General features: G+C 60.0%; 15 protein-coding genes and 1 other RNA gene. 6 read left to right on the plus strand and 10 right to left on the minus strand.

All coding sequences use genetic code 11. From position 1 onward, the window contains the following. Nucleotides 1–9: 9 nt before the first annotated feature. Genes BMZ32_RS15565 through BMZ32_RS15580 form a run of 4 tightly spaced genes read left to right on the plus strand, consistent with a single transcriptional unit; the run spans nt 10 to nt 3,775 of the window. On the plus strand, nt 10–1,230 hold the full coding sequence (locus tag BMZ32_RS15565; RefSeq protein WP_090243598.1) for a cytochrome c: 1,221 nt from the start codon (nt 10–12) through the stop codon (nt 1,228–1,230). A gap of 13 nt (nt 1,231–1,243) precedes the next feature. Next, nucleotides 1,244–2,443 (plus strand): XdhC family protein, encoded by a 1,200-nt coding sequence (locus BMZ32_RS15570; protein ID WP_090243600.1) that lies wholly within the window; start codon nt 1,244–1,246, stop codon nt 2,441–2,443. Between the two features lie 28 nt (nt 2,444–2,471). Beyond that, the gene (locus BMZ32_RS15575; protein ID WP_004574290.1) at nt 2,472–2,810 is read left to right on the plus strand and encodes a putative quinol monooxygenase; all 339 of its coding nucleotides are present in this window, start codon (nt 2,472–2,474) and stop codon (nt 2,808–2,810) included. Continuing rightward, nucleotides 2,807–3,775 (plus strand): GTP 3',8-cyclase MoaA, encoded by a 969-nt coding sequence (locus tag BMZ32_RS15580; protein WP_090243602.1) that lies wholly within the window; start codon nt 2,807–2,809, stop codon nt 3,773–3,775. Before BMZ32_RS15575 ends, BMZ32_RS15580 begins: the two co-directional genes overlap by 4 nt. Here the strand turns inward: BMZ32_RS15580 and BMZ32_RS15585 are convergent. The 4 genes from BMZ32_RS15585 to BMZ32_RS15600 all read right to left on the minus strand — a co-directional run bounded on the left by BMZ32_RS15585 (nt 3,753) and on the right by BMZ32_RS15600 (nt 7,721). After that, nucleotides 3,753–4,352, minus strand: a complete 600-nt coding sequence (locus BMZ32_RS15585; RefSeq protein ID WP_090243604.1) for a nucleotidyltransferase family protein — start codon at nt 4,350–4,352, stop codon at nt 3,753–3,755. The genes BMZ32_RS15580 and BMZ32_RS15585 overlap by 23 nt on opposite strands. A gap of 242 nt (nt 4,353–4,594) precedes the next feature. After that, on the minus strand, nt 4,595–5,719 hold the full coding sequence (locus tag BMZ32_RS15590; protein ID WP_090243606.1) for an alkene reductase: 1,125 nt from the start codon (nt 5,717–5,719) through the stop codon (nt 4,595–4,597). Nucleotides 5,720–5,809: 90 nt separating this feature from the next. Then, nucleotides 5,810–6,487 (minus strand): type 1 glutamine amidotransferase domain-containing protein, encoded by a 678-nt coding sequence (locus BMZ32_RS15595; RefSeq protein ID WP_090243608.1) that lies wholly within the window; start codon nt 6,485–6,487, stop codon nt 5,810–5,812. A gap of 76 nt (nt 6,488–6,563) precedes the next feature. Then, nucleotides 6,564–7,721: an iron-containing alcohol dehydrogenase gene (locus BMZ32_RS15600; RefSeq protein WP_090243610.1), complete on the minus strand. Its 1,158-nt coding sequence runs from the start codon at nt 7,719–7,721 to the stop codon at nt 6,564–6,566. An 82-nt stretch (nt 7,722–7,803) separates the two neighbouring features. Here BMZ32_RS15600 and BMZ32_RS15605 point away from each other — a divergent pair, with 82 nt between their 5' ends. After that, nucleotides 7,804–8,634, plus strand: coding sequence for a tyrosine-type recombinase/integrase (locus BMZ32_RS15605; RefSeq protein ID WP_090243611.1), 831 nt, complete (start codon nt 7,804–7,806; stop codon nt 8,632–8,634). 59 nt (nt 8,635–8,693) lie between these two features. Here the strand turns inward: BMZ32_RS15605 and ssrA are convergent. After that, nucleotides 8,694–9,081: a transfer-messenger RNA gene (ssrA, locus tag BMZ32_RS15610) on the minus strand. Between the two features lie 146 nt (nt 9,082–9,227). On the opposite strand from ssrA, the gene BMZ32_RS15615 reads away from it, so the two are divergent. Next, on the plus strand, nt 9,228–11,771 hold the full coding sequence (locus BMZ32_RS15615; protein ID WP_090243613.1) for an ATP-binding protein: 2,544 nt from the start codon (nt 9,228–9,230) through the stop codon (nt 11,769–11,771). A 128-nt stretch (nt 11,772–11,899) separates the two neighbouring features. Here the strand turns inward: BMZ32_RS15615 and BMZ32_RS15620 are convergent, their stop codons facing one another. From BMZ32_RS15620 to BMZ32_RS15640, 5 genes are all read right to left on the minus strand, one after another. Next, the gene (locus tag BMZ32_RS15620; RefSeq protein ID WP_090243615.1) at nt 11,900–12,145 is read right to left on the minus strand and encodes a hypothetical protein; all 246 of its coding nucleotides are present in this window, start codon (nt 12,143–12,145) and stop codon (nt 11,900–11,902) included. Nucleotides 12,146–12,276: 131 nt separating this feature from the next. Beyond that, entirely contained in the window at nt 12,277–12,540 is a 264-nt protein-coding gene (locus tag BMZ32_RS15625; protein ID WP_090243617.1) for a hypothetical protein, read from the minus strand. Between the two features lie 216 nt (nt 12,541–12,756). After that, complete coding sequence (locus tag BMZ32_RS15630) at nt 12,757–15,564, minus strand: FAD-binding and (Fe-S)-binding domain-containing protein (RefSeq protein ID WP_090243619.1); 2,808 nt, start codon at nt 15,562–15,564, stop codon at nt 12,757–12,759. Between the two features lie 13 nt (nt 15,565–15,577). Continuing rightward, nucleotides 15,578–16,732, minus strand: a complete 1,155-nt coding sequence (gene lldD / locus BMZ32_RS15635; RefSeq protein WP_090243621.1) for an FMN-dependent L-lactate dehydrogenase LldD — start codon at nt 16,730–16,732, stop codon at nt 15,578–15,580. Between the two features lie 66 nt (nt 16,733–16,798). Further along, the gene (locus BMZ32_RS15640; RefSeq protein WP_090243623.1) at nt 16,799–18,493 is read right to left on the minus strand and encodes an L-lactate permease; all 1,695 of its coding nucleotides are present in this window, start codon (nt 18,491–18,493) and stop codon (nt 16,799–16,801) included. Nucleotides 18,494–18,508 lie beyond the last annotated feature (15 nt).

The following is an 18,508-nucleotide window of genomic DNA, read 5'->3' on the forward strand; positions in this document are numbered from 1 at the left end:
GAGTTACTGATGAAATTAATAAGCAACCTACTGCTGCTCGCCAGCGCTGCTCTGCTGGTGCAAGCGGCTTATGCGCAAGACGATTCGCTCGCTAAGGGCGAATACCTGACGCGCGCCGCCAATTGCGTGGCTTGCCATACCGTGCCCGGCGGTGAACCCTTCGCCGGTGGCGTCGAGTTCAAGCTGCCATTCGGTTCGCTGTTTTCGCCCAACATCACCCCGGATACAAAAACCGGTATCGGCGCCTGGACCGATGACGAATTCGTCAGCGCGATGCAGACGGGTGTGGGCCGCGATGGTAAACACTACTACCCGGCGTTTCCCTATACCGCCTACAGCAAGATGTCACGCGATGACATTCTGGCTATCAAGGGTTATCTCGCCAGCTTAGAGCCTGTCGAACAGGCGCAGCGGGAAAACCACATCAGCTTCCCGTTCAACCAGCGTTGGGGCATGGTTTTCTGGAATCTGCTGTTCCTCGATGACGAGCGGTTCCAGGCGGACAGCCAGCATTCAGAGGAGTGGAATCGCGGTAAATACCTGGTAGAAGGGCCGGGCCACTGCGGCGAGTGCCATTCGCCGCGCAACCTGTTTCAGGCGGTCAGCAGCGACCGCTCGCTGGCCGGTAACCTGCTTCAGGGCTGGAACGCCTACAACATCAGCTCTGACCCCGTGCACGGCATTGGTGCTTGGCCCACGGACGTGCTTGCAGGCTATTTGAAGGATGGCGCAGCGCCAGGCTTGGGTTTGTCCTCGGGACCCATGGCCGAGGTGGTGGAGAACAGCTTGCGCCATTTGACCGACGCTGACCGTCAGGCGATCGCCGTCTTCCTCAAGGAGTCAGCGCCGCGCACTGAAGGCGTGCCTCGCCCACAGCAGGTCACGCTTGCTGAACCGGGCAGCGGCAATGCCCTTGGCAACAAGCTGTTCGCCGGCGCGTGTGCCAGTTGCCACCGCTGGGACGGCACTGGCAGCCAGAGTCAAACGGCCATGCTGTTGGGCCTGAAGACGGTCAACGACCCTGCCGCCAGCAACTTGCTCGGCATCTTGTTGAGTGGACACGGATCGGCCGACATGCCAGTAGACCGGCTTATGCCGTCGTTCGGTACCATTTACAACGACCAAGAGCTGGCCGCGCTGAGCAGCTTCATGCTGCAGCGCTTTGGCGACAGTGGTGCGCAGGTATCGGTGCCAGCTGTGGCTAAGCGCCGGACCGAGTCCCTGCATTGAGCGGAGGTGCCGTATGTCGGGCCTGAACACATTGCTGGATGCGCTCCTGGCCGAGCGCGAGGCTGGCCGCGAAGCGGTGCTTGCGACTGTGGTCAAGGTCGAGGGCTCGGCGTATCGGCGGCCCGGTGCGCGCATGCTGGTGTCGCGCTTCGGCAGGCCCGAGGGCACCATCAGTGGAGGCTGCCTGGAGGCGGAAGTGGCGAAAAAGGCCTGGTGGCTGACCGAAGCCGGGCCGGCGCTGCGCAGCTACAGCACCGCCGAGGCGGATGAGGCCAGCGAGGAAGCGCTGAGTTTCGGCCTGGGCTGCAACGGCAAGGTGCATGTGCTGTTCGAGCGCCTGCCTGCCGGCGGCCCTTGCGCCTTGGTTGATGCCTTGCTCAGCGTGCGTGACAGCCAGCAACCGGCGGCCATCGCCACGGTGATCGCCAGCCCGGCGGGCGTTTCGCCACGCTTAGGCGCGCGCCTGTTCTTGGTGCCTGGGCAGCATGCTAGGGGCGAGCTGCTGCACTCGGGGCTGGCTGAACAGATCCGCGCAGACCTGCAACAGACCTTGGTGCGCGGCAAGTCATCCCGCTGCCTCTATCCGAATGGCTCGGGCGAGGTCGATGTGCTTCTGGAGTACTTACCGCCTGTGCGACGTCTGGTGGTGTTTGGTGCTGGTCATGATGCCCAGCCGCTGGTGCGCATGGCCAAGCTGTTGGGCTGGCATGTCACGGTGATCGACGGCCGGGCGCACTTCGCCCGAGCCGAGCGTTTTGCCGAGGCTGACCAGGTACTGGTCGGCGATGTTGAGCAGCCGTTTGCTTACCACGAACTGGTGCGCGGGGCCGCGGTGGCGGTGATGACGCACAGCCTGGTGCAAGACGCGCATTGGCTACAGGGCGCGTTACACAGTGAACCCTGCTATGTCGGCCAGTTAGGCCCGCGCGAGCGCACCGAGCGCCTGTTGGCCGGCATTCACGAGCATCAGGGCGAGCTGCCGGGGCTGGCGAATCTGCATTATCCGATTGGCCTGGACCTGGGCGGCGACACTCCGGAAAGCGTGGCCATGGCGATGCTCGCGGAAATTCAGGCGGTGCTCAATGGCCGCAGTGGCGGCAGCCTGCGCTTCAGATCTGCGAGCATCCATGACAGCGACCCTGTGCTGATGGCTGGCCGGGATCAAACGGATATTGCATCAGAAGGTTGTCGGCTGGTGGCCGTGCAGCGTTAACAATTTATCAACCGAGGAACCCATCAGCATGAGTCAAGCCATACGCGTTGTAGCGATACTGACAGCCAAGGCTGGCAAAGAGTCGCAGGTCGAGCAGATTCTGCGCGCCTGTGTGCAGCCATCGCGCGCCGAAGACGGCTGCCTGTCTTACGTCCTGAATCGCTGTATTGAACAGGCCGGGCGTTTTGTCTTCGTCGAGCGCTGGGCCAGCCATGAGGCGATAGCGCGCCATCGGCAGATGCCACATTACACGGCCATGGCCAATGCCTTGGGCGAGCTGTTAAGCGATCGTCAGGTTTATGTGCTTGAAGCGCTGGCGGAGGACATCGAACCCGCCATTGATCCCCGTACGGGCGTTGTCGGGTGATTGTTGATCGACATGGTCGGCGTTTTCGCAAACTTCGTCTGAGCCTGACTGCCGCATGCAATTACGCCTGCACCTACTGTGTGGCCGATGGCCGTCGCTTGGTGGCCGCACGCGATGAGCTGACGGCCGCGTCGATGCTGCGTGCCGTCGAGTTGCTCAGGGATGTTGCCGGTGTTGAGGAGCTGCGCATTACCGGCGGCGAGCCGCTGTTGAGTGACCGGCTGGAGCCTTTTCTCCAGGGGATAGGCGCATTGGCGTTGCAGGACATCAGCCTGACTACTAATGGCCAGTTGCTGGCCGGCAAACTGCCGTTACTGCGCAGCGCCGGCATCCAGCGGCTCAATGTGTCCCTCGATACGCTCGACCCGAGCGCCTTTCGCGCGATCGCCAAGGGCGGCGACCTGCAGACGGTGCTCAGCGGTATCGAGCAGGCGCGCCGAGCCGGCATGAGCATCAAGATCAACATGGTGCCGATGCGTGGCAGCAACCTCGATCAAGTCATGCCCATGTTGGCGTTCTGTTTGGAGCGGGGTTACGAATTGCGCTTTATCGAGCTCATGCGCATGGGCCATCTGGCCCAGCATGCAGAGGCTTTCCGCGCACAGTTTGTCGGTCAGCGCGAGCTGCTGGAGCTCATCGGTGAGCATTATGAATTCAGTCAGGCTGAGGCGCCGGTTGACTCCACCGCGCTGCGCTATAGCGTTGGCGAGAGTGGGGCGTTCGGTATTATTGCCAACGAAAGCGTGCCGTTTTGTCGGAGCTGCAGCCGCCTGCGTTTGTCGTCTACGGGTTGGTTATACGGGTGCCTGTCATCGAATCGCGGGCATTTTATGGGTGAGCTGTTGGCGCTGCCGAGTGAACAGGCACAGCCGCAGCTGGCAGGCTTGCTCAGCCGTGCGCTGGGGGATAAACAAGACGCTACGTTTACCGGCAGCGCCCTGATTATGAAGACGCTCGGGGGCTGAGGTCAGCGGGCTTGTCGACGTCCTGCAGAATGCCGCTGTCAGCAAGCGTCACCTCAATCACCTGCTGCGCATGGGTGGCGATTAAACCCTTGGCCCCATTGTCCCCTTGCAGTTGCATCAATTCCGGCCAAAAGCGCCGGCCGAACAACACGGGGTGTCCGCGCTGGCCTTCGCAGTAAGCCACGACGATATGTTCAGCGTGGGCCTGCGCTCGCAGTTGCCGCAGGGTGGCGACAGAAATCCACGGCATATCTCCAAGCAGCACCGCCACCGCAGTGGCCTGCGAGTGTGCCAGGCTCTGGATGCCGGCAGCCAGGCTTGAGCCCATGCCCTGTTTGGCGTGGGCCGCACGTACCAGCTGAACGCCGGGTGGAATAGCCAGGGCCTGGGCATCGTCCTCGGCTTTTAGCACGACGCGAACATCGCTGAAGGCTTCTTGCGCCCGCAGCAATATTGTGGCCAGCAGGCTGTTGCCGTCTGCCAGCTTGGCCAGGCGTTTGTCGCTGCCGAAGCGTTGTCCGTAGCCGGCGGCGAGTACCAGGCCGATACAGTCCGGGGTGCTGTGCAGTTCGCTCATGTTGAGAAGTCCTTAATGCTCTGCCGGGTTATCAATCCTCGTCGTGCGTGAGTGTGGGCTTGAAGGCAGGTCTTGGGCAACGATCAGACGTGTCGCCGCGTGAGGCTCGCCATTATCCAAAAGGTGGATAAAAGCGTCAGCCACTCTGCGCGACGGCGCAGTCGTCAGAGAAGTGCGGGCGCTTTTTATGGCCCTAAAAAAACGACCGTCAGGATTAAACCGTGACGGCCGCTGGCGCTGGGTTATTCGGCGTAGGTGGGGTAGTCGCTATAGCCTTTCTCCGTGCCACCGTACATGCTGCTGGGGTCGACCGGATTGAGCGGCCAGCCATTGGCGATGCGCTGCGGCAAATCCGGGTTGGCAATGAACGGACGGCCAAAGGCGATCAAATCGCCCAAACCCGCCTCTAGGGTTTGCGCTCCGCGTTCTGTGGTGTAGCGGCCGGCGTAGATGATGCGGCCGCTAAAGGTTTGCCGGACTTCACTGCGGAAGTCATCGGGAAGCGTCGGGGCATTGTCCCAGTCGGCCTCAGCAATCGACAGGTAGGCGATGCCAGCCTCTTCGAGCACCTTGATGGCCTCGATGTAGGTGGTGTGCGGGTCTTCTTCAACCAGGCCCAAGTAGACCCGGTCCTCTGCTGTACTTTCAAACAAAGGCGCGAAGCGCACGCCCAGTCGGTCGGCTCCGACAACCTCGGATACGGCCTGAACAATCTCGCGCAGGAAGCGCAAACGGTTGTGCAGCGAACCGCCATATTCATCGTCGCGCTGGTTGCTGTGCGCGGAGATGAACTGGTTGACTAAATAGCCATTGGCGCAGTGGATTTCTACGCCATCAAAGCCAGCGCTCAAGGCGTTGCGAGCAGCCTGCGCGTAAAGCTGCACCAGTTCTTTGACCTCGGCATTGCTCAGGGCGCGGGGCACTGAAGGCTCGGCCAGGGCGCCGGCACCTGGGTCGGTTTCAATGAACACCTTGACGTTGGTCGCGGCAATAGCCGACGGCGCTACCGGCGCGGCGCCATTGGGCTGCAGCGAGGTGTGCGACACTCGACCGACATGCCAGAGCTGGGCAAAAATGATGCTGCCGGCGGCATGCACGGCGTCGGTGACGTTGCGCCAACCGTCGATTTGCGCCTGGCTGTGAATGCCGGGCGTCCAGGCATAGCCCTGGCCGCGTGGTTCGATCTGCGTGCCTTCGGTGACCATAAAGCCTGCGCCGGCACGTTGCCGGTAATAGGTGGCCATCAGCGGGTTGGCGATATTCCCCGGCTGGGTGCTGCGCGAGCGAGTCAGGGGCGGCAGGACGATGCGGTTGTTGAGCACATACGGGCCGAGTTGCACCGACTGAAAGAAGCGACTTGTATCCATTTTTACATTCCTGGTGAGGCCCGCCGCCACCTAGCGGCCACGGGCGAAAAGTGCGCCTCTGCCGACGTCGGCAGAGGCGTGACGCCGGCCTTAGGCCAGCAGTTTTAGCAGCGCGTGGGCGGTGGCTTCGGAGGAGGCCGGGTTCTGGCCCGTGATCAGCAGCCCGTCGGTGACGACATGCACCTGCCAGTCGGCGGTCTTGCTGTAATGACCGCCCTGGGCCATGAGCATGTCCTCGACCAGGAACGGCACCACCTGAGTCAGGCCCACAGCCTCCTCCTCGCTGTTGCTGAAGCCGGTGACCGCTTTGCCCGCGACCAATGGCTGGCCATCGCTGCCCTTGACGTGGCGCAGCACCGCAGGCGCATGGCAAACCGCGGCGACCGGCTTGCCGGCGGCGATGGCGCGCTCGATCAAGGCGATGGACGCGGCATCTTCGGCCAGGTCCCACAGCGGGCCATGGCCGCCGGGGTAGAACACGGCATCAAACTCGGCGCTGGAAACGTCGCTCAGCGTTAAGGTGTTGACCAGCACGTGCATGGCGACTGAATCAGTCTCGAAACGGCGGGTGGCATCGGTCAGGAAGTCGGGCTCGTTGCTCTTTGGGTCAAGCGGCGGCTGGCCGCCTTTGGGCGATGCCAGGGTCAGTTGCGCGCCGGCGTCGATAAAGGCGTAGTAGGGCGCGGCTAGCTCTTCGAGCCAGAAACCGGTCTTCTCACCCGTGTCGCCAAGTTGCTCGTGGGAAGTCAGAACGAGGAGGATTTTCATGTGGTTTACCTTGCGGTTAAAAGTGGCTGTTTGCTTATGTGCCGCTAGCGTGGGTGTGCAGCGCTAGCGGCGCAGCTTAGAGGCTTGCTTCAAGCACCTGGCGGCTGACGTCTAAGTTGACGTCGTTGTGTTCGCCGAGGGCGGTTAGGCGGTGAGCGGCGAGCTGGTTGATCAGCGCATCGATGGCGTCAGCACCAAGCTGGTAGGCCGATAAGCGCGTCGGTAGGCCGAGGCTCTCGAAGAACGTCCGGGTCTGTTGGATGGCGGCGTCAATCCGCTGTTCTTCGTCGCCCTGGCGGATCTGCCAAACCCGCTCGGCGTATTGCAGCAACTTGGCGCGTTTGGCTTCACGGCGAACTTCCAGGTTCGCGGGCAGCACGATGGCCAGCGTGCGTGCGTGATCGATGCCGTGCAGTGCGGTCAGTTCATGGCCGATCATGTGGGTGGACCAGTCCTGTGGCACGCCCGCGCCGATCAGCCCATTGAGCGCCAAAGTGGCCGTCCACATAAGGTTGGCTCGGGTGCTGTAGTCGGCGGACTCCTCCAGTACCTGCGTGCCTATCTCGATCAGGGTCTGCAGCAACCCTTCGGCGAAGCGGTCCTGCACGCGAGCGTCGATCGGGTAGGTCAGGTACTGCTCCATCACATGCACGAACGCGTCGACCACGCCGTTTGCCAGTTGGCGAGCTGGCAGGGTCTGGGTCTTGGTTGGATCGAGAATCGAGAACTGCGGATACACATGCACGCTGCGAAACGGCAGTTTGTCTTGCGTTGCCCGACGCGTGACCACGCCGCTGTGGTTCATTTCCGAGCCGGTGGCAGGCAGCGTCAGCACGCTACCGAACGGCAGGGCGTGACGGATCTTTGCACCGCGGGTTTCGAGGATGTCCCAGGCATCGCCGTCGTAGCCGACCGCGGCCGCCACAAACTTGGTGCCATCAATCACTGAGCCGCCGCCCACCGCGAGCAGGAAATCCAGCTGTTGCTCACGCACCAGCGCCACGGCCTGCATCAATGTTTCATAGCTTGGGTTCGGTTCGATCCCATCGAACTCCTGCACGTGCCGGGCGCCAAGCGCTTCACGCACTTGCGCCAGGGTGCCGGTTTTGCGAGCGCTTTGGCCGCCAAAAAGCACTAAAACGCGCGCGTCAGCCGGCACTAAATCCGCTAAGCGGCCGATCGTGTCGTGGCCAAAGACAATGCGGGTAGGGTTGTAAAAATCGAAATTAAACATGCGATTAATCCTTAATAGACCAGTCGTCTACTTTTTATGCAAAGTAGGATGCTTTAGCTCTCGTGGCTTGGCACGACGTTAAATGAATGCGCTAGGTGTGCTGTGCGGCTTGCCAAGTGTCTTGCACGATGCAGTCTTATGCATTGGCAGGTTCGAGCACTCGTCGAGCGGCTTTAACCTGTGGTCTGCAATATATTTAAAAATAGACCAGTCGTCTACCTTGTTGTCAGTTTTCTTTATCGGCAACTCACCCTCGAGGGTTGGCAGCACCAAGGTGGGCTATGACTTACTTTTTCGCGACCTCGCTATGACTTTAGGTATTTATTTCCATCACATACGCCAAACCGTTGCCCTAGTTAAGCAATTGAAGATCCCAAAGCGTGAATTGTCCTGGCTCACCTCTGATCAGGTTGCCGAGCTTTTGGAAACCATCCGCCGCACCTGCGATAACCCTCATGTTGAGATCATCACGCTTATCTGTCTGGCTACCGGTGCTCGTTGGTCAGAAGCCGAAAAGCTCAAGCCAACAGGGCTACGCAATGCGGTGATCACGTTCAGCGGGACGAAGAGCGGCAAGGTTCGGTCGGTTCCGATCACTCCAGGGCTAGAAGCTAGGATCGTTCGCCACTGGAAACAGCATGGCCTACCTAACTCGGCTATCACCTCATTTCGACGAGCCTTGGCCAAGACGACTATCAGGCTTCCGAAAGGGCAGGCCGCCCATGGTCTACGTCACACGTTCGCCAGCCACTTCATCCAGAACGGCGGGAACATCCTGACCCTGCAAAAGATCCTAGGGCACTCCAGCCTAGCCATGACCATGCGCTACGCACACTTGGCACCGGATCACCTGCTTGATGCCGTGCGTTTAGGGCCACTGGCGAGTTTCGACAGTTCTTCGACACCTCTATGAGGCCAGAAACAAAAAGCCCCGAAATTCCGAGGAAAATCAGGGCTTTAAGTGCTTCTATTTGGTGGAGCCGGGGGGATTTGAACCCCCGTCCGCCAGTGCTCCGCTGTTGGTTCTACATGCTTAGCCGTGTCTACTGAGTTAACCCTTGGCCGCCCGACGGGCAGGGTGCTTTGGGCGAGTTGTGTAAGTTTTAGGCGCTTCGTCCACAACGTACTAGGCGACGATTCTGTTCTATATGACAATCATTTCGGGTTTACAGACATCCCCTAATGATTGCTGGAGCCGAAGCTACCAGAAGTGCGACTAGGCTGCTTACGCAGCTAGTTGAGCACCGTAATTGTCATCATTGGCAATTATAGAGTTTTGCAACAGTGGATTTACGAGTTCTGTTACCAACTCGGCATGCCCCTCAAGTTTCACTACCGGCGTCGAATCCTAATCGGCCCCAAAACTTGTGTTGCTGGTACTAGGACGGCAGTCTACGCCAAAGGTTCCGCAGCGTCGACCCGGTAATTAGCGAGCGGACGTTGAAGGGTTTGCCGGCTATGATCGTAACCTGCAGATTTGCTTTGTCTTTTGGATGAGACCCTCGTATGCCGCGCGCGCCGCGTTACCCTATACGTCAATGGATCTGGCGCGTTTTTGTGCAGAGTGCGTTGATTCCGCTGATTCTGGTCGAGTCGGTGCTGATTACGGTTTACCTGTTGAGTAATGCGTCGATTCGCGATGCGCAGATCGAACATTTGCAGCAGAGCGCGCTGGATGATTTATCGGCAGCTGCTGTGCGCGAAGGCCAAGTGATTAATGCCCGCTTGCGTTCGGTGGAAATGCAGGTGCAGATATTTCGTGATGCAGCGCTTAATGCCTTGGATAACCTTGGGTTTCAGCCCGATGCGTTGGAGCGCCAGCGCCATGCGCTGACCGACAGCGGGGTGTTTTACAGCCGCAGTGATGACGGGCGTGCGGCTTCCTTTTATGCCAACAGTACGCCGCTGGCACAGCAGGATCACGGCAAGGCCTTGCGTCTGGCACAGCTTGATCCCTTGATGCGTTCGATCCAGGCGGCTAACCCAAGGGTGGCAGCGGCGTATTTCAATACTTGGGACAGCTACAACCGCATCTATCCCTTCTTTGCGACGCCCGAGCAGTATCCCCATGACATGGTGATACCCGATTACAACTTCTATTACCTGGCAGACGCGAAGCACAATCCTGAGCGCAAGGTAGCCTGGACCGAGGTTTATCTCGACCCGGCCGGCATGGGGTGGATGCTGTCGGCGGTAGCACCGGTTTATCGTGGTGATTTCCTTGAAGGTGTAGTGGGGCTGGATATCACTATCGGGCAGATGCTCGGTGAGATCGGTGAGCTGGATGTGCCTTGGCAGGGCTATGCCATGTTGGTCAGCCGCGATCACAACATCATGGCGTTGCCGAATGCCGGTGAGGCGGATTTCGGTCTGCGCGAACTGACAGAGTATTCCTATGCCGAGGCGGTGCGACGGGAAGTGCTCAAGCCCGAGGACTTCAATCTGGCAAAACGTGCAGACATGCAGCCACTGTTAAAGGCCATGGCAGCCAGGCAGGGTGGTGTGCAGGAAGTCTTGCTGGATGGGCGCAAGCAGTTGATCGCCTGGAGTGAGATCCCGCAGACCGGTTGGCAGCTGGTGCTGGTGGTCGATGAAGCGGATATCTTTAGCGAGACTAATCGGCTGGCTGAGCGTTACCTGCACATCGGTTACCTGCTGATTATCGGCCTGGCGTTGTTTTACCTGTTGTTCTTTGCCTTCATGTGGTTGCGTTCGCGGCGCTTGAGTGGGGAGTTGGTGCAACCGATTGATGGCATTGTCAGGATGATGGGTGAGCTGGGCCAAGGTAACTATCAACCTAAAGCGCCCAATAGCCAGATTAATGAGTTGCTGAGCATGGCCGCAGCGGTGCGACATACCGGCGAGCAGTTACAGGCCAGTGAAGTGCAGCGTATGGAGGCGCAGCGGATTCTCCAGTTGGTGCTGGAGAACACCACGGAGAACCTCTGGCAAGTTGAAGCTGAGAGTATGAGCATCACCCTTAGCGAGCGCTTCCTCAAACGCTTCGGTCTGTCGCACTCGAACATGAGCATCAGTGAGTACAATCAGCGCGTACATCCCAATGATCTGGAGCGCATTCGCCACCTGCGCGAGCTCTTCTCCAGCAGCGGCGATGACCGTTTCGAGGCGGAATACCGCTATGCAGATGCCCATGGCGAGTACGTCTGGCTGCTCAGTCGCGGTAAGGTGCTTGAGCGTGACAGCCATGGTCGTGCCATGTGTGTGGCAGGTACCCATGTCGATATCACCCGGCTCAAGCACGTGCAGGAAGACCTGCGCCGTGCCAGCCTGGATGCGCAAGCCGCCAGCCAGGCCAAGAGCCGTTTTCTGTCGAGTATGAGCCACGAGTTGCGCACACCACTCAATGCCATCTTTGGCTTTGCTCAGTTAATTGAGCTGGAGGCACAAGACAAGCCAGAGGCCAAGCAGGAGGCTGATTATGCCCGTGAGATCGTCAATGCTAGCCGTCACCTGACGTCACTGGTGGACGATATTCTCGATCTGTCGAGCATCGAGAGCCGCCACCAGCAGCTCAAGTTGCAGCCGGTGGAAGTGGGCGCGCTGCTGCGTGGCTGTGCTGAGTTGGTGCTGCCTGATGTGCAGCAACGGCAATTGCAGTTGCAGGTGCTGGCGCAAGCCGATGCGGGACTGTATGTGCAGGCAGATATACGCCGGGTGCGCCAGGTGCTACTCAACCTGCTGTCCAACGCGATCAAGTACAACCGCCAGCAAGGCTTAATCTGGATGGGTTATGAGGTGCGCTCGGACTGCGTGCGCCTGTGGGTAGAGGATAGCGGCGTGGGGCTTAGCGCTGAACAGCAGGCCAGTTTATTCCAGCCCTTCCAGCGTTTGGGGCGAGAGAATTCCAGCATCCCCGGCACCGGGATTGGTTTGGTGCTGTGTCTTGAGCTAGCCACCTTGATGGCGGGTGAGATGGGCTTCAGCAGCAGTGTCGACATAGGCAGCCGTTTCTGGATCGACCTGCCAGGCGCGGCGGCTCCGACCGAGCAGGATGCAGTGAGTGAGGACATATCGGTGCAGCCCAAATAGCAGGCTGAGGTGGTGGGTAAGAGCCCCCCGGCCTGCCGCAAGTTCAGGGCGCGCTTCGTGAGTTTGTCAGCGTGAGCGCCTTGGGCTGTGTTGCCGAAGGTGCTCCGCCTGCTGAGTAATTAAGGCGTTTATTCGCTGGCGTTGAGCAGTTGCAGGGCTTCGCCCAGTGCCTTGACCGACTCGCTGTGGTTGCCCGCCTTGTGCAGGGCTTCACCTTCGCTGCGAAGTTGCTGCACCTGTGCCAGCACTGTGGCATCGCTCGGCGGGTTGGTTTTTAGCATTTCATCAATTTTGGCCATATCGGCTGGGCAATGCATGGCCCAGAGTGAGGTACTGAGTAACGCGGTGGCAAAAAAAGCGGCAATACGGCGCATGGGATTTATCCTCTATGGGTGTGAATACACTGTAGAAAATATAGCGCCAAAAACAAGTGCGACCTATGCATTGAACAGCCAATAAAAAGACCGGCGTGTGCCGGTCTTTTTATTGGCTGTTTTAACGGAAGTTAGCTGGCTTCGCCGCCGGTTTCTTTTAGCAGATTTAAGGCCTTGGTTGCATGCGTGGCACACGCTTCTAGGTCGCCCATTTTTTTGGCGTTATCGGCCTGCATTTTGTGCTCTTCAACTTGTTCTTTGAGGGGCGAGCCGAGGTTCTCGATTACTAACATGCTGTCATTGAGTTCGCTCATTTTCACGGTGCACAAGTCCTCGGCAGCAAACGCTGGGGAGGCGAGTACGGCGAAGGAGAAAAACAAGGCAATACGCTTCATCTGGATAGTCCTCTCATCGTTGATAGTCTCTCGGCATCTCGCGCCTTTATAAGGGTTCTGATGCTACGAGTTATTTATCCACCTAAATCATTCAGGCTTAAGAGTGACCGTCGATGGGTAAAGCTAGTTCAACTTTCAGCGCGGCTGGGTTCGGCTCCACAGTGAGCGTTTGCCGAAACAGCAACGGTTCATGGATATGAAATGACTATCGCCCAGTCAGGCTCTTGGCTGGCTCACTCGATCCAGCAGGTAAACAAGCCCGTGATAATCGATACCGCCATGCTGGCTCAGGCCGATTTCGCAGGTGCGACTGGTGCTGATGCCTTCTTCGCAGTGCTGTACGGCGGATTTCAGGTTGCGCAGGGCGTGGTCGTTTAGTTCTGGGGTGGTAAAACCCTTGTCGCCGGCAAAGCCGCAGCAGTGGATGCCTTCGGGGATGACCACCTCGTTGGTGCAACGGCGGACGATATCGATCAATCCTTGAGCCTCGCCCAGATGTTGGGTGCTGCAGGTGACATGTACCGCTACGGGTTTTTTTTGCGGGCGGATGTCGAGGCGGTCGAGCAACTGCTCACGGATAAATTTCACCGGGTCATGCAATTTGAGTCGGCTATCCAGGCCATTCTCAAGCAGGCGCAGGGTGCACGGACTGGTGTCGCAGTAAATCGGGTCAAGGCCGCCACGGCTGGCTTTGAGCAAGGCGTCGATCAGTTCCTGTTTCTTACGCTCTGCCTGCTCGCTGTAGCCTTTTGAGGCAAACGGCTGGCCGCAGCAGAGGCTGTCCAGTTCAGCCGGGAACACCACCTGGAAGCCGCCTTTTTCCAGCAGCGCGCGGGTTTTGTCGAGCAGTGGCATTTGCTCGGTATCGGTGGCTGCTGGGCCCATGGCGCGGGACACGCAGGCCGCCAGGTAAACCACTCGCGGGCGCGAGTCTTCGATGGCCGCCGGTAGTTGCAAGCACTGCAGCGGTTGCGGCATGGCTGGGGACCATTGCGGCACGCGACCCTGGCTGGCTTTGCTGATGGCGGCCGAGGTGCGGCTGAGCAGCGGCGCGCCCATCAGCAGGCGTGCGCCGTTGGCCACATGCAGCATGACGCGTGCGCCCTGCATGGTGCGGTGGAAGTTGTTCGCCAGCCAGTCGGCGCTGCGTTGCTTGTTGGCATCACGGCCGCGCAACTGGCGCACCAGATCGCCGGTGTTGATGCCCACCGGGCAGCGCTGGGCGCACAGCCCGGTGGCGGCGCAGGTGTCGATGCCCTGGTATTGATAAGCCGCTTCCAGCTCGCGGGTGTCGATACCGGCGCGTTGCTTTGCTTGGATATCGCGCCAGATCACGATGCGCTGGCGCGGGCTCAGGGTCAGGCCCTTGGATGGGCAGACCGGCTCGCAGAAGCCGCATTCGATACACTTGTCGATGATCGCGTCGGCTGCCGGCAGCGGCTTGAGGTGTTTCAGGTGAATTTGCGGGTCATCCGATAGCACCACGTCCGGGTTAAGGATGCCTTGCGGGTCCAGCAGGCGTTTGATTTGCCACATCAGCTGATAGGCCTCATGGCCCCATTCCAGCTCGACGAAGGGCGCCATATTGCGCCCGGTGCCGTGTTCAGCTTTCAACGAACCGCCGAACTCAACGGCTACCAGTTGCGTGACGTCGTCCATAAAGGCTGAGTAGCGGGTTTTCTCTGCCTCGCTATCAAAGCCCTGAGTGAACACAAAGTGCAGGTTGCCTTCCAGGGCATGACCGAAAATGATCGCCTCGTCATAGCCATGTTTATCGAACAGCGTGAGCAGGCGGTTGACGCCTTCGGCGAGCTGTTCGATGGGGAAGGTCACGTCTTCGATGATCACCGTTGTGCCAGTCTGGCGCACTGCACCGACGGCGGGGAAGGTGTCCTTGCGGATCTTCCATAGCAGGTTGTAAACGGCTGGGTCTTCGCTGAAATCCACCTGCTTTTCCAGGGGGAAATCGGCGATGGACGCCATGATCAGCTGCAGCTGTTCGTGCAGCAGGCTCTGGCTGGCCGCGCGCGATTCGATCAGCAGGGCGCAGGCGCTGTTGGACAGGCCCTTGACCCATTCCGGCATGCCGGGTTTGTCCTGTACCGAGCGCAGGCTGCGGCGATCCAGCAGTTCGACAGCGGACACCGGCTGTTGCTTGAGCACGGTCACCGCACGGCAGCAGCTTTCTACATCGGGGAACACCAGCAGGGCGCTGGCCTTGTGCGGATGATCGGGCACGGTGTTGTAGGTCACCGCACTGATAAAGCCCAGGGTGCCTTCGGAGCCGACCATTAAATGGCTAAGGATATCCAGCGGCTGGTCGAAATCCACCAAGGCGTTGAGCGACAGCCCGGTGGTGTTTTTCAGCCGGTACTTGTGGCGAATTTTCGCGGCCAGCGCGCTGTTGGCGCGGGTCTGTTTGCCCAGCTCGCCCAGTTGCGCGAGCAGGTCGGCGTGGGTGGCGAAAAAGCGCGTGACGCTGAGTGGGTCTTCGCTGTCGAGCACCGTGCCATCGGCCAGTACCAAGCGGATGCCGGCCAGGGTGTGATAGGTATTCTGCGCGGTGCCGCAGCACATGCCGCTGGCGTTGTTGGCGACGATGCCGCCGATTTTGCAGGCATTGATCGATGCTGGGTCGGGGCCGATTTTTCGCTGAAACGGTGCCAGCACGGCATTCGCCTGGGCACCGATAACTCCGGGTTGCAGGCGAATCTGCGTGCCTTCGCCACGAATCTCCCGGCCGTTCCAGTTATCGCCCAAGACGATCAGCACGGAATCGCTGATGGCCTGCCCGGACAGGCTGGTGCCGGCGGCGCGGAAGGTCACTGGCACCTGATGGGCGCCTGCCAGCTTGAGCAGCTCAACTACTTCTAGTTCGGCTTCGACGCGCACCACCAGCTTGGGGATCAGCCGATAGAAGCTGGCATCGGTGCCGAAGGCCAGTGTCGACAGCGGGTCATCGAAACGACGGTCACCCGGAACCAGGTGTTCGACGGCGGATATAAAAGTGGCAGGCAGGCTCATGCGGGCTCCGGTGTCAGGATGCAGCGTGGTGCAGTTCGCGCACCAAGGAATCAGCGCTGATCTCGCTGATCGATTTGGCCCCGGTCAGCACCATGGCCACGCGCATTTCTTTTTCAATCAACTCCAGCAGGTTGCTTACGCCGGCTTCGCCGTCAACAGCCAGGGCGTAGACAAAGGCGCGGCCGAGCATCACGGTGTCTGCGCCTAGGGCGATCATGCGCACCACGTCTAACCCGGAGCGAATGCCCGAGTCGGTCAGAATGGCTAAATCGCCTTTCACCGCGTCGGCAATCGCCGGCATGGCGCGGGCGCTGGACAGCACGCCGTCGAGCTGGCGGCCGCCGTGGTTGGAGACGACGATGCCGTCGGCACCGAAGCTCACCGCATCCTTGGCATCTTGCGGGTCGAGGATGCCCTTGATGACCATCGGGCCGTCCCAGAACTCACGAATCCATTCCAGGTCCTTCCAGCTGATCGAGGGGTCGAAGTTATTGCCCAGCCAGCCGATGTAGTCGGCCAGGCCGGTGGGGTTGCCGCGATAGGTGGAGATATTGCCCAAGTCATGGGGCCGGCCGAGCAGGCCGACATCCACAGCCCAGCGCGGATGGGTGACGGCTTGTAGCATGCGCCGCAGCGGCGCATTCGGGCCGCTCATGCCTGAGTGAGCATCGCGGTAGCGGGCGCCGGGCACCGGCATATCGACGGTGAACACCAGGGTGGTCACGCCCGCCGCTTTGGCGCGTTCCAGGGCGTTTTTCATAAAGCCGCGGTCTTTCAGCACGTACAGCTGAAACCACATCGGCCGATCGATGGCCGGGGCGACCTCCTCAATTGGACATACCGAGACGGTGGACAGGGTAAAGGGGATACCCTTGGCAGCAGCGGCCCTGGCGGCCTGTACCTCACCACGGCGGGCGAACATGCCCGTCAGGCCAACCGGGGCCAGCACCACCGGCATGCTCAGGGTTTCATTGAACAAGCGAGTTTCCAAGCTCAGCTGCGACATGTTGCGCAGCACGCGCTGGCGCAGGGCGATATCCGCCAGGTCGGAGACGTTACGCTTGAGCGTGTGCTCGGCATACGCGCCGCCGTCGAGGTAGTGGAACAAAAACGGCGGTAGGCGGCGTTGGGCGGCGGCGCGGTAGTCGGTGGAGGCAGAAATGATCATGAAGTCACCACGGAGCAAAAAGGGTTACTGCAACGGCAGGGGCTCGGTTAGAGCCCCTGCCAGTTATTAGCCTGCCATCAGCGGATCGCTGATACCCAGTACGTACACCGCAAACAGGGCGATCAGGCCAGTGAACAGCACGTAGTAAAGGGTAGGCCAGACCGTCTTGCGCAGAATATTGCCTTCACGGCCGAGCAGGCCGACTGTCGCTGAGGCGGCGACCACGTTATGGATGGCGACCATGTTGCCTGCTGCAGCACCGATGGCTTGCACGGCAACAATCAGCGCGCTGGAGATACCCAAGCTGTTGGCTACGCCAAACTGGAACTGGCTGAACATCATGTTGCTCACCGTGTTGGAGCCGGCAATAAACGCCCCTAGCGCACCTACGCTCGGGGCCAGCAGCGGGTAGATGCCGCCCACGCTGTCGGCGACCCAGCGTGCCATCAGGATCGGCATGCTCGACAGCTCTCCGGCATTGACCCCGGAGTTGATCAGAATGCGTACCATTGGCACGGTAAACAGCAACACGAAGCCGGCGCTGAGCAGCACCCCAGACGACTCTTTGACCGCTGAACCGAGGGCGCGCAGTTTCATGCCATGCAGGAAGAACGTGGCGAGCACCACGGCCACCAGAATCCCGCCAGGCAAATACAGCGGCTGGAAGTTGGCGCTGATTCCGGTTTCACCGAGCAGGTCGGGAAAGTTCAGCATCACGCTTTTCAGTGCGGCACTTACCTCAGGGAAGATTCGGCTGATGACCAGCAGTGCGCCGACCAGTACATAGGGCAGCCAAGCGCGCAGAGCGCTCATTGGTTTAGCGGTCAATTGGTCGAGTTTCATCTCCACGCTGCCCAGCCATTCAGCCGGCCATTTGTCCGCCGGGGCGAAATCCCAGGTGGTTTTCGGTAGCAAAAAACCCATGCGTGCGGCGCTAGTGACAATCGCCAGGCCAATCAAACCACCGCCTAACGACGGGAATTCTGGGCCGAGGAATACCCCGGTCAGTGCGTAGGGGATGGTGAAGGCCAGGCCGGCAAACAGCGCAAACGGCAGCACTTCAAAGCCGGCTTTCCAGCTTTTTTTGCTGCCGAAGAAACGGGTCAGCATCAGCACCATCACCAGCGGCATCACGGTGCCGACGATGGCGTGGATAATCGCCACTTCACTGGTGATCAGCTGCATAAACTGCGCCCATGACGAGCCTTGTTCCAGCAGTTGTGCACTGATAGTGGCCGAGTCCAAACCGGTGTTGACCCCGACTATGATCGGCGTACCCACCGCCCCGAACGACACCGGCGTGCTTTGCACCAGCATGCCCATCAGCACCGCTGCCATAGCCGGGAAGCCGATGGCCACCAGCAGTGGTGCAGCGATGGCAGCGGGCGTACCGAAGCCGGACGCGCCTTCAATAAAGCAGCCAAACAGCCAGGCAATGATGATCGCCTGAATGCGCCGGTCCGGGCTGATGGTAGCGAAACCTGCACGAATCGCGGTGATACCACCGGAGTGCTTGAGCGTGTTGAGCAGCAAAATCGCGCCGAAGATTATCCACAGCAGCCCGAGGGTGATCAGCAGCCCTTGCACGGTGGAGGCCAGCACGCGGTTAACGCTCATGTCCCAAGCGAACAGGCCGACGCCTGCGGTGAGCAAATAGACCAGCGGCATGGCATGTTTGGCCGGCCAGCGCAGGCCGATCAGCAAAATAGCGGCCAGCAAGATGGGGGAAAACGCCAGGAGTGCAAGAAGACCAGTCGACATAGCGGCTCCTCCTTA

It is taken from the genome of Pseudomonas guineae (assembly GCF_900113745.1).
Classification (GTDB): domain Bacteria; phylum Pseudomonadota; class Gammaproteobacteria; order Pseudomonadales; family Pseudomonadaceae; genus Aquipseudomonas; species Aquipseudomonas guineae.

Bases quoted from the DNA above. Each gene is read 5' to 3' on its own strand.
- BMZ32_RS15625 (WP_090243617.1), bottom strand. From the start codon at position 12,540: ATGAAGCGTATTGCCTTGTTTTTCTCCTTCGCCGTACTCGCCTCCCCA.
- BMZ32_RS15565 (WP_090243598.1), top strand. From the start codon at position 10: ATGAAATTAATAAGCAACCTACTGCTGCTCGCCAGCGCTGCTCTGCTG.
- BMZ32_RS15595 (WP_090243608.1), bottom strand. From the start codon at position 6,487: ATGAAAATCCTCCTCGTTCTGACTTCCCACGAGCAACTTGGCGACACG.
- BMZ32_RS15570 (WP_090243600.1), top strand. From the start codon at position 1,244: ATGTCGGGCCTGAACACATTGCTGGATGCGCTCCTGGCCGAGCGCGAG.
- BMZ32_RS15585 (WP_090243604.1), bottom strand. From the start codon at position 4,352: ATGAGCGAACTGCACAGCACCCCGGACTGTATCGGCCTGGTACTCGCC.
- BMZ32_RS15640 (WP_090243623.1), bottom strand. From the start codon at position 18,493: ATGTCGACTGGTCTTCTTGCACTCCTGGCGTTTTCCCCCATCTTGCTG.
- lldD (WP_090243621.1), bottom strand. From the start codon at position 16,732: ATGATCATTTCTGCCTCCACCGACTACCGCGCCGCCGCCCAACGCCGC.
- BMZ32_RS15575 (WP_004574290.1), top strand. From the start codon at position 2,472: ATGAGTCAAGCCATACGCGTTGTAGCGATACTGACAGCCAAGGCTGGC.
- BMZ32_RS15600 (WP_090243610.1), bottom strand. From the start codon at position 7,721: ATGTTTAATTTCGATTTTTACAACCCTACCCGCATTGTCTTTGGCCAC.
- BMZ32_RS15630 (WP_090243619.1), bottom strand. From the start codon at position 15,564: ATGAGCCTGCCTGCCACTTTTATATCCGCCGTCGAACACCTGGTTCCG.
- BMZ32_RS15615 (WP_090243613.1), top strand. From the start codon at position 9,228: ATGCCGCGCGCGCCGCGTTACCCTATACGTCAATGGATCTGGCGCGTT.
- BMZ32_RS15605 (WP_090243611.1), top strand. From the start codon at position 7,804: ATGAATGCGCTAGGTGTGCTGTGCGGCTTGCCAAGTGTCTTGCACGAT.
- BMZ32_RS15590 (WP_090243606.1), bottom strand. From the start codon at position 5,719: ATGGATACAAGTCGCTTCTTTCAGTCGGTGCAACTCGGCCCGTATGTG.
- BMZ32_RS15620 (WP_090243615.1), bottom strand. From the start codon at position 12,145: ATGCGCCGTATTGCCGCTTTTTTTGCCACCGCGTTACTCAGTACCTCA.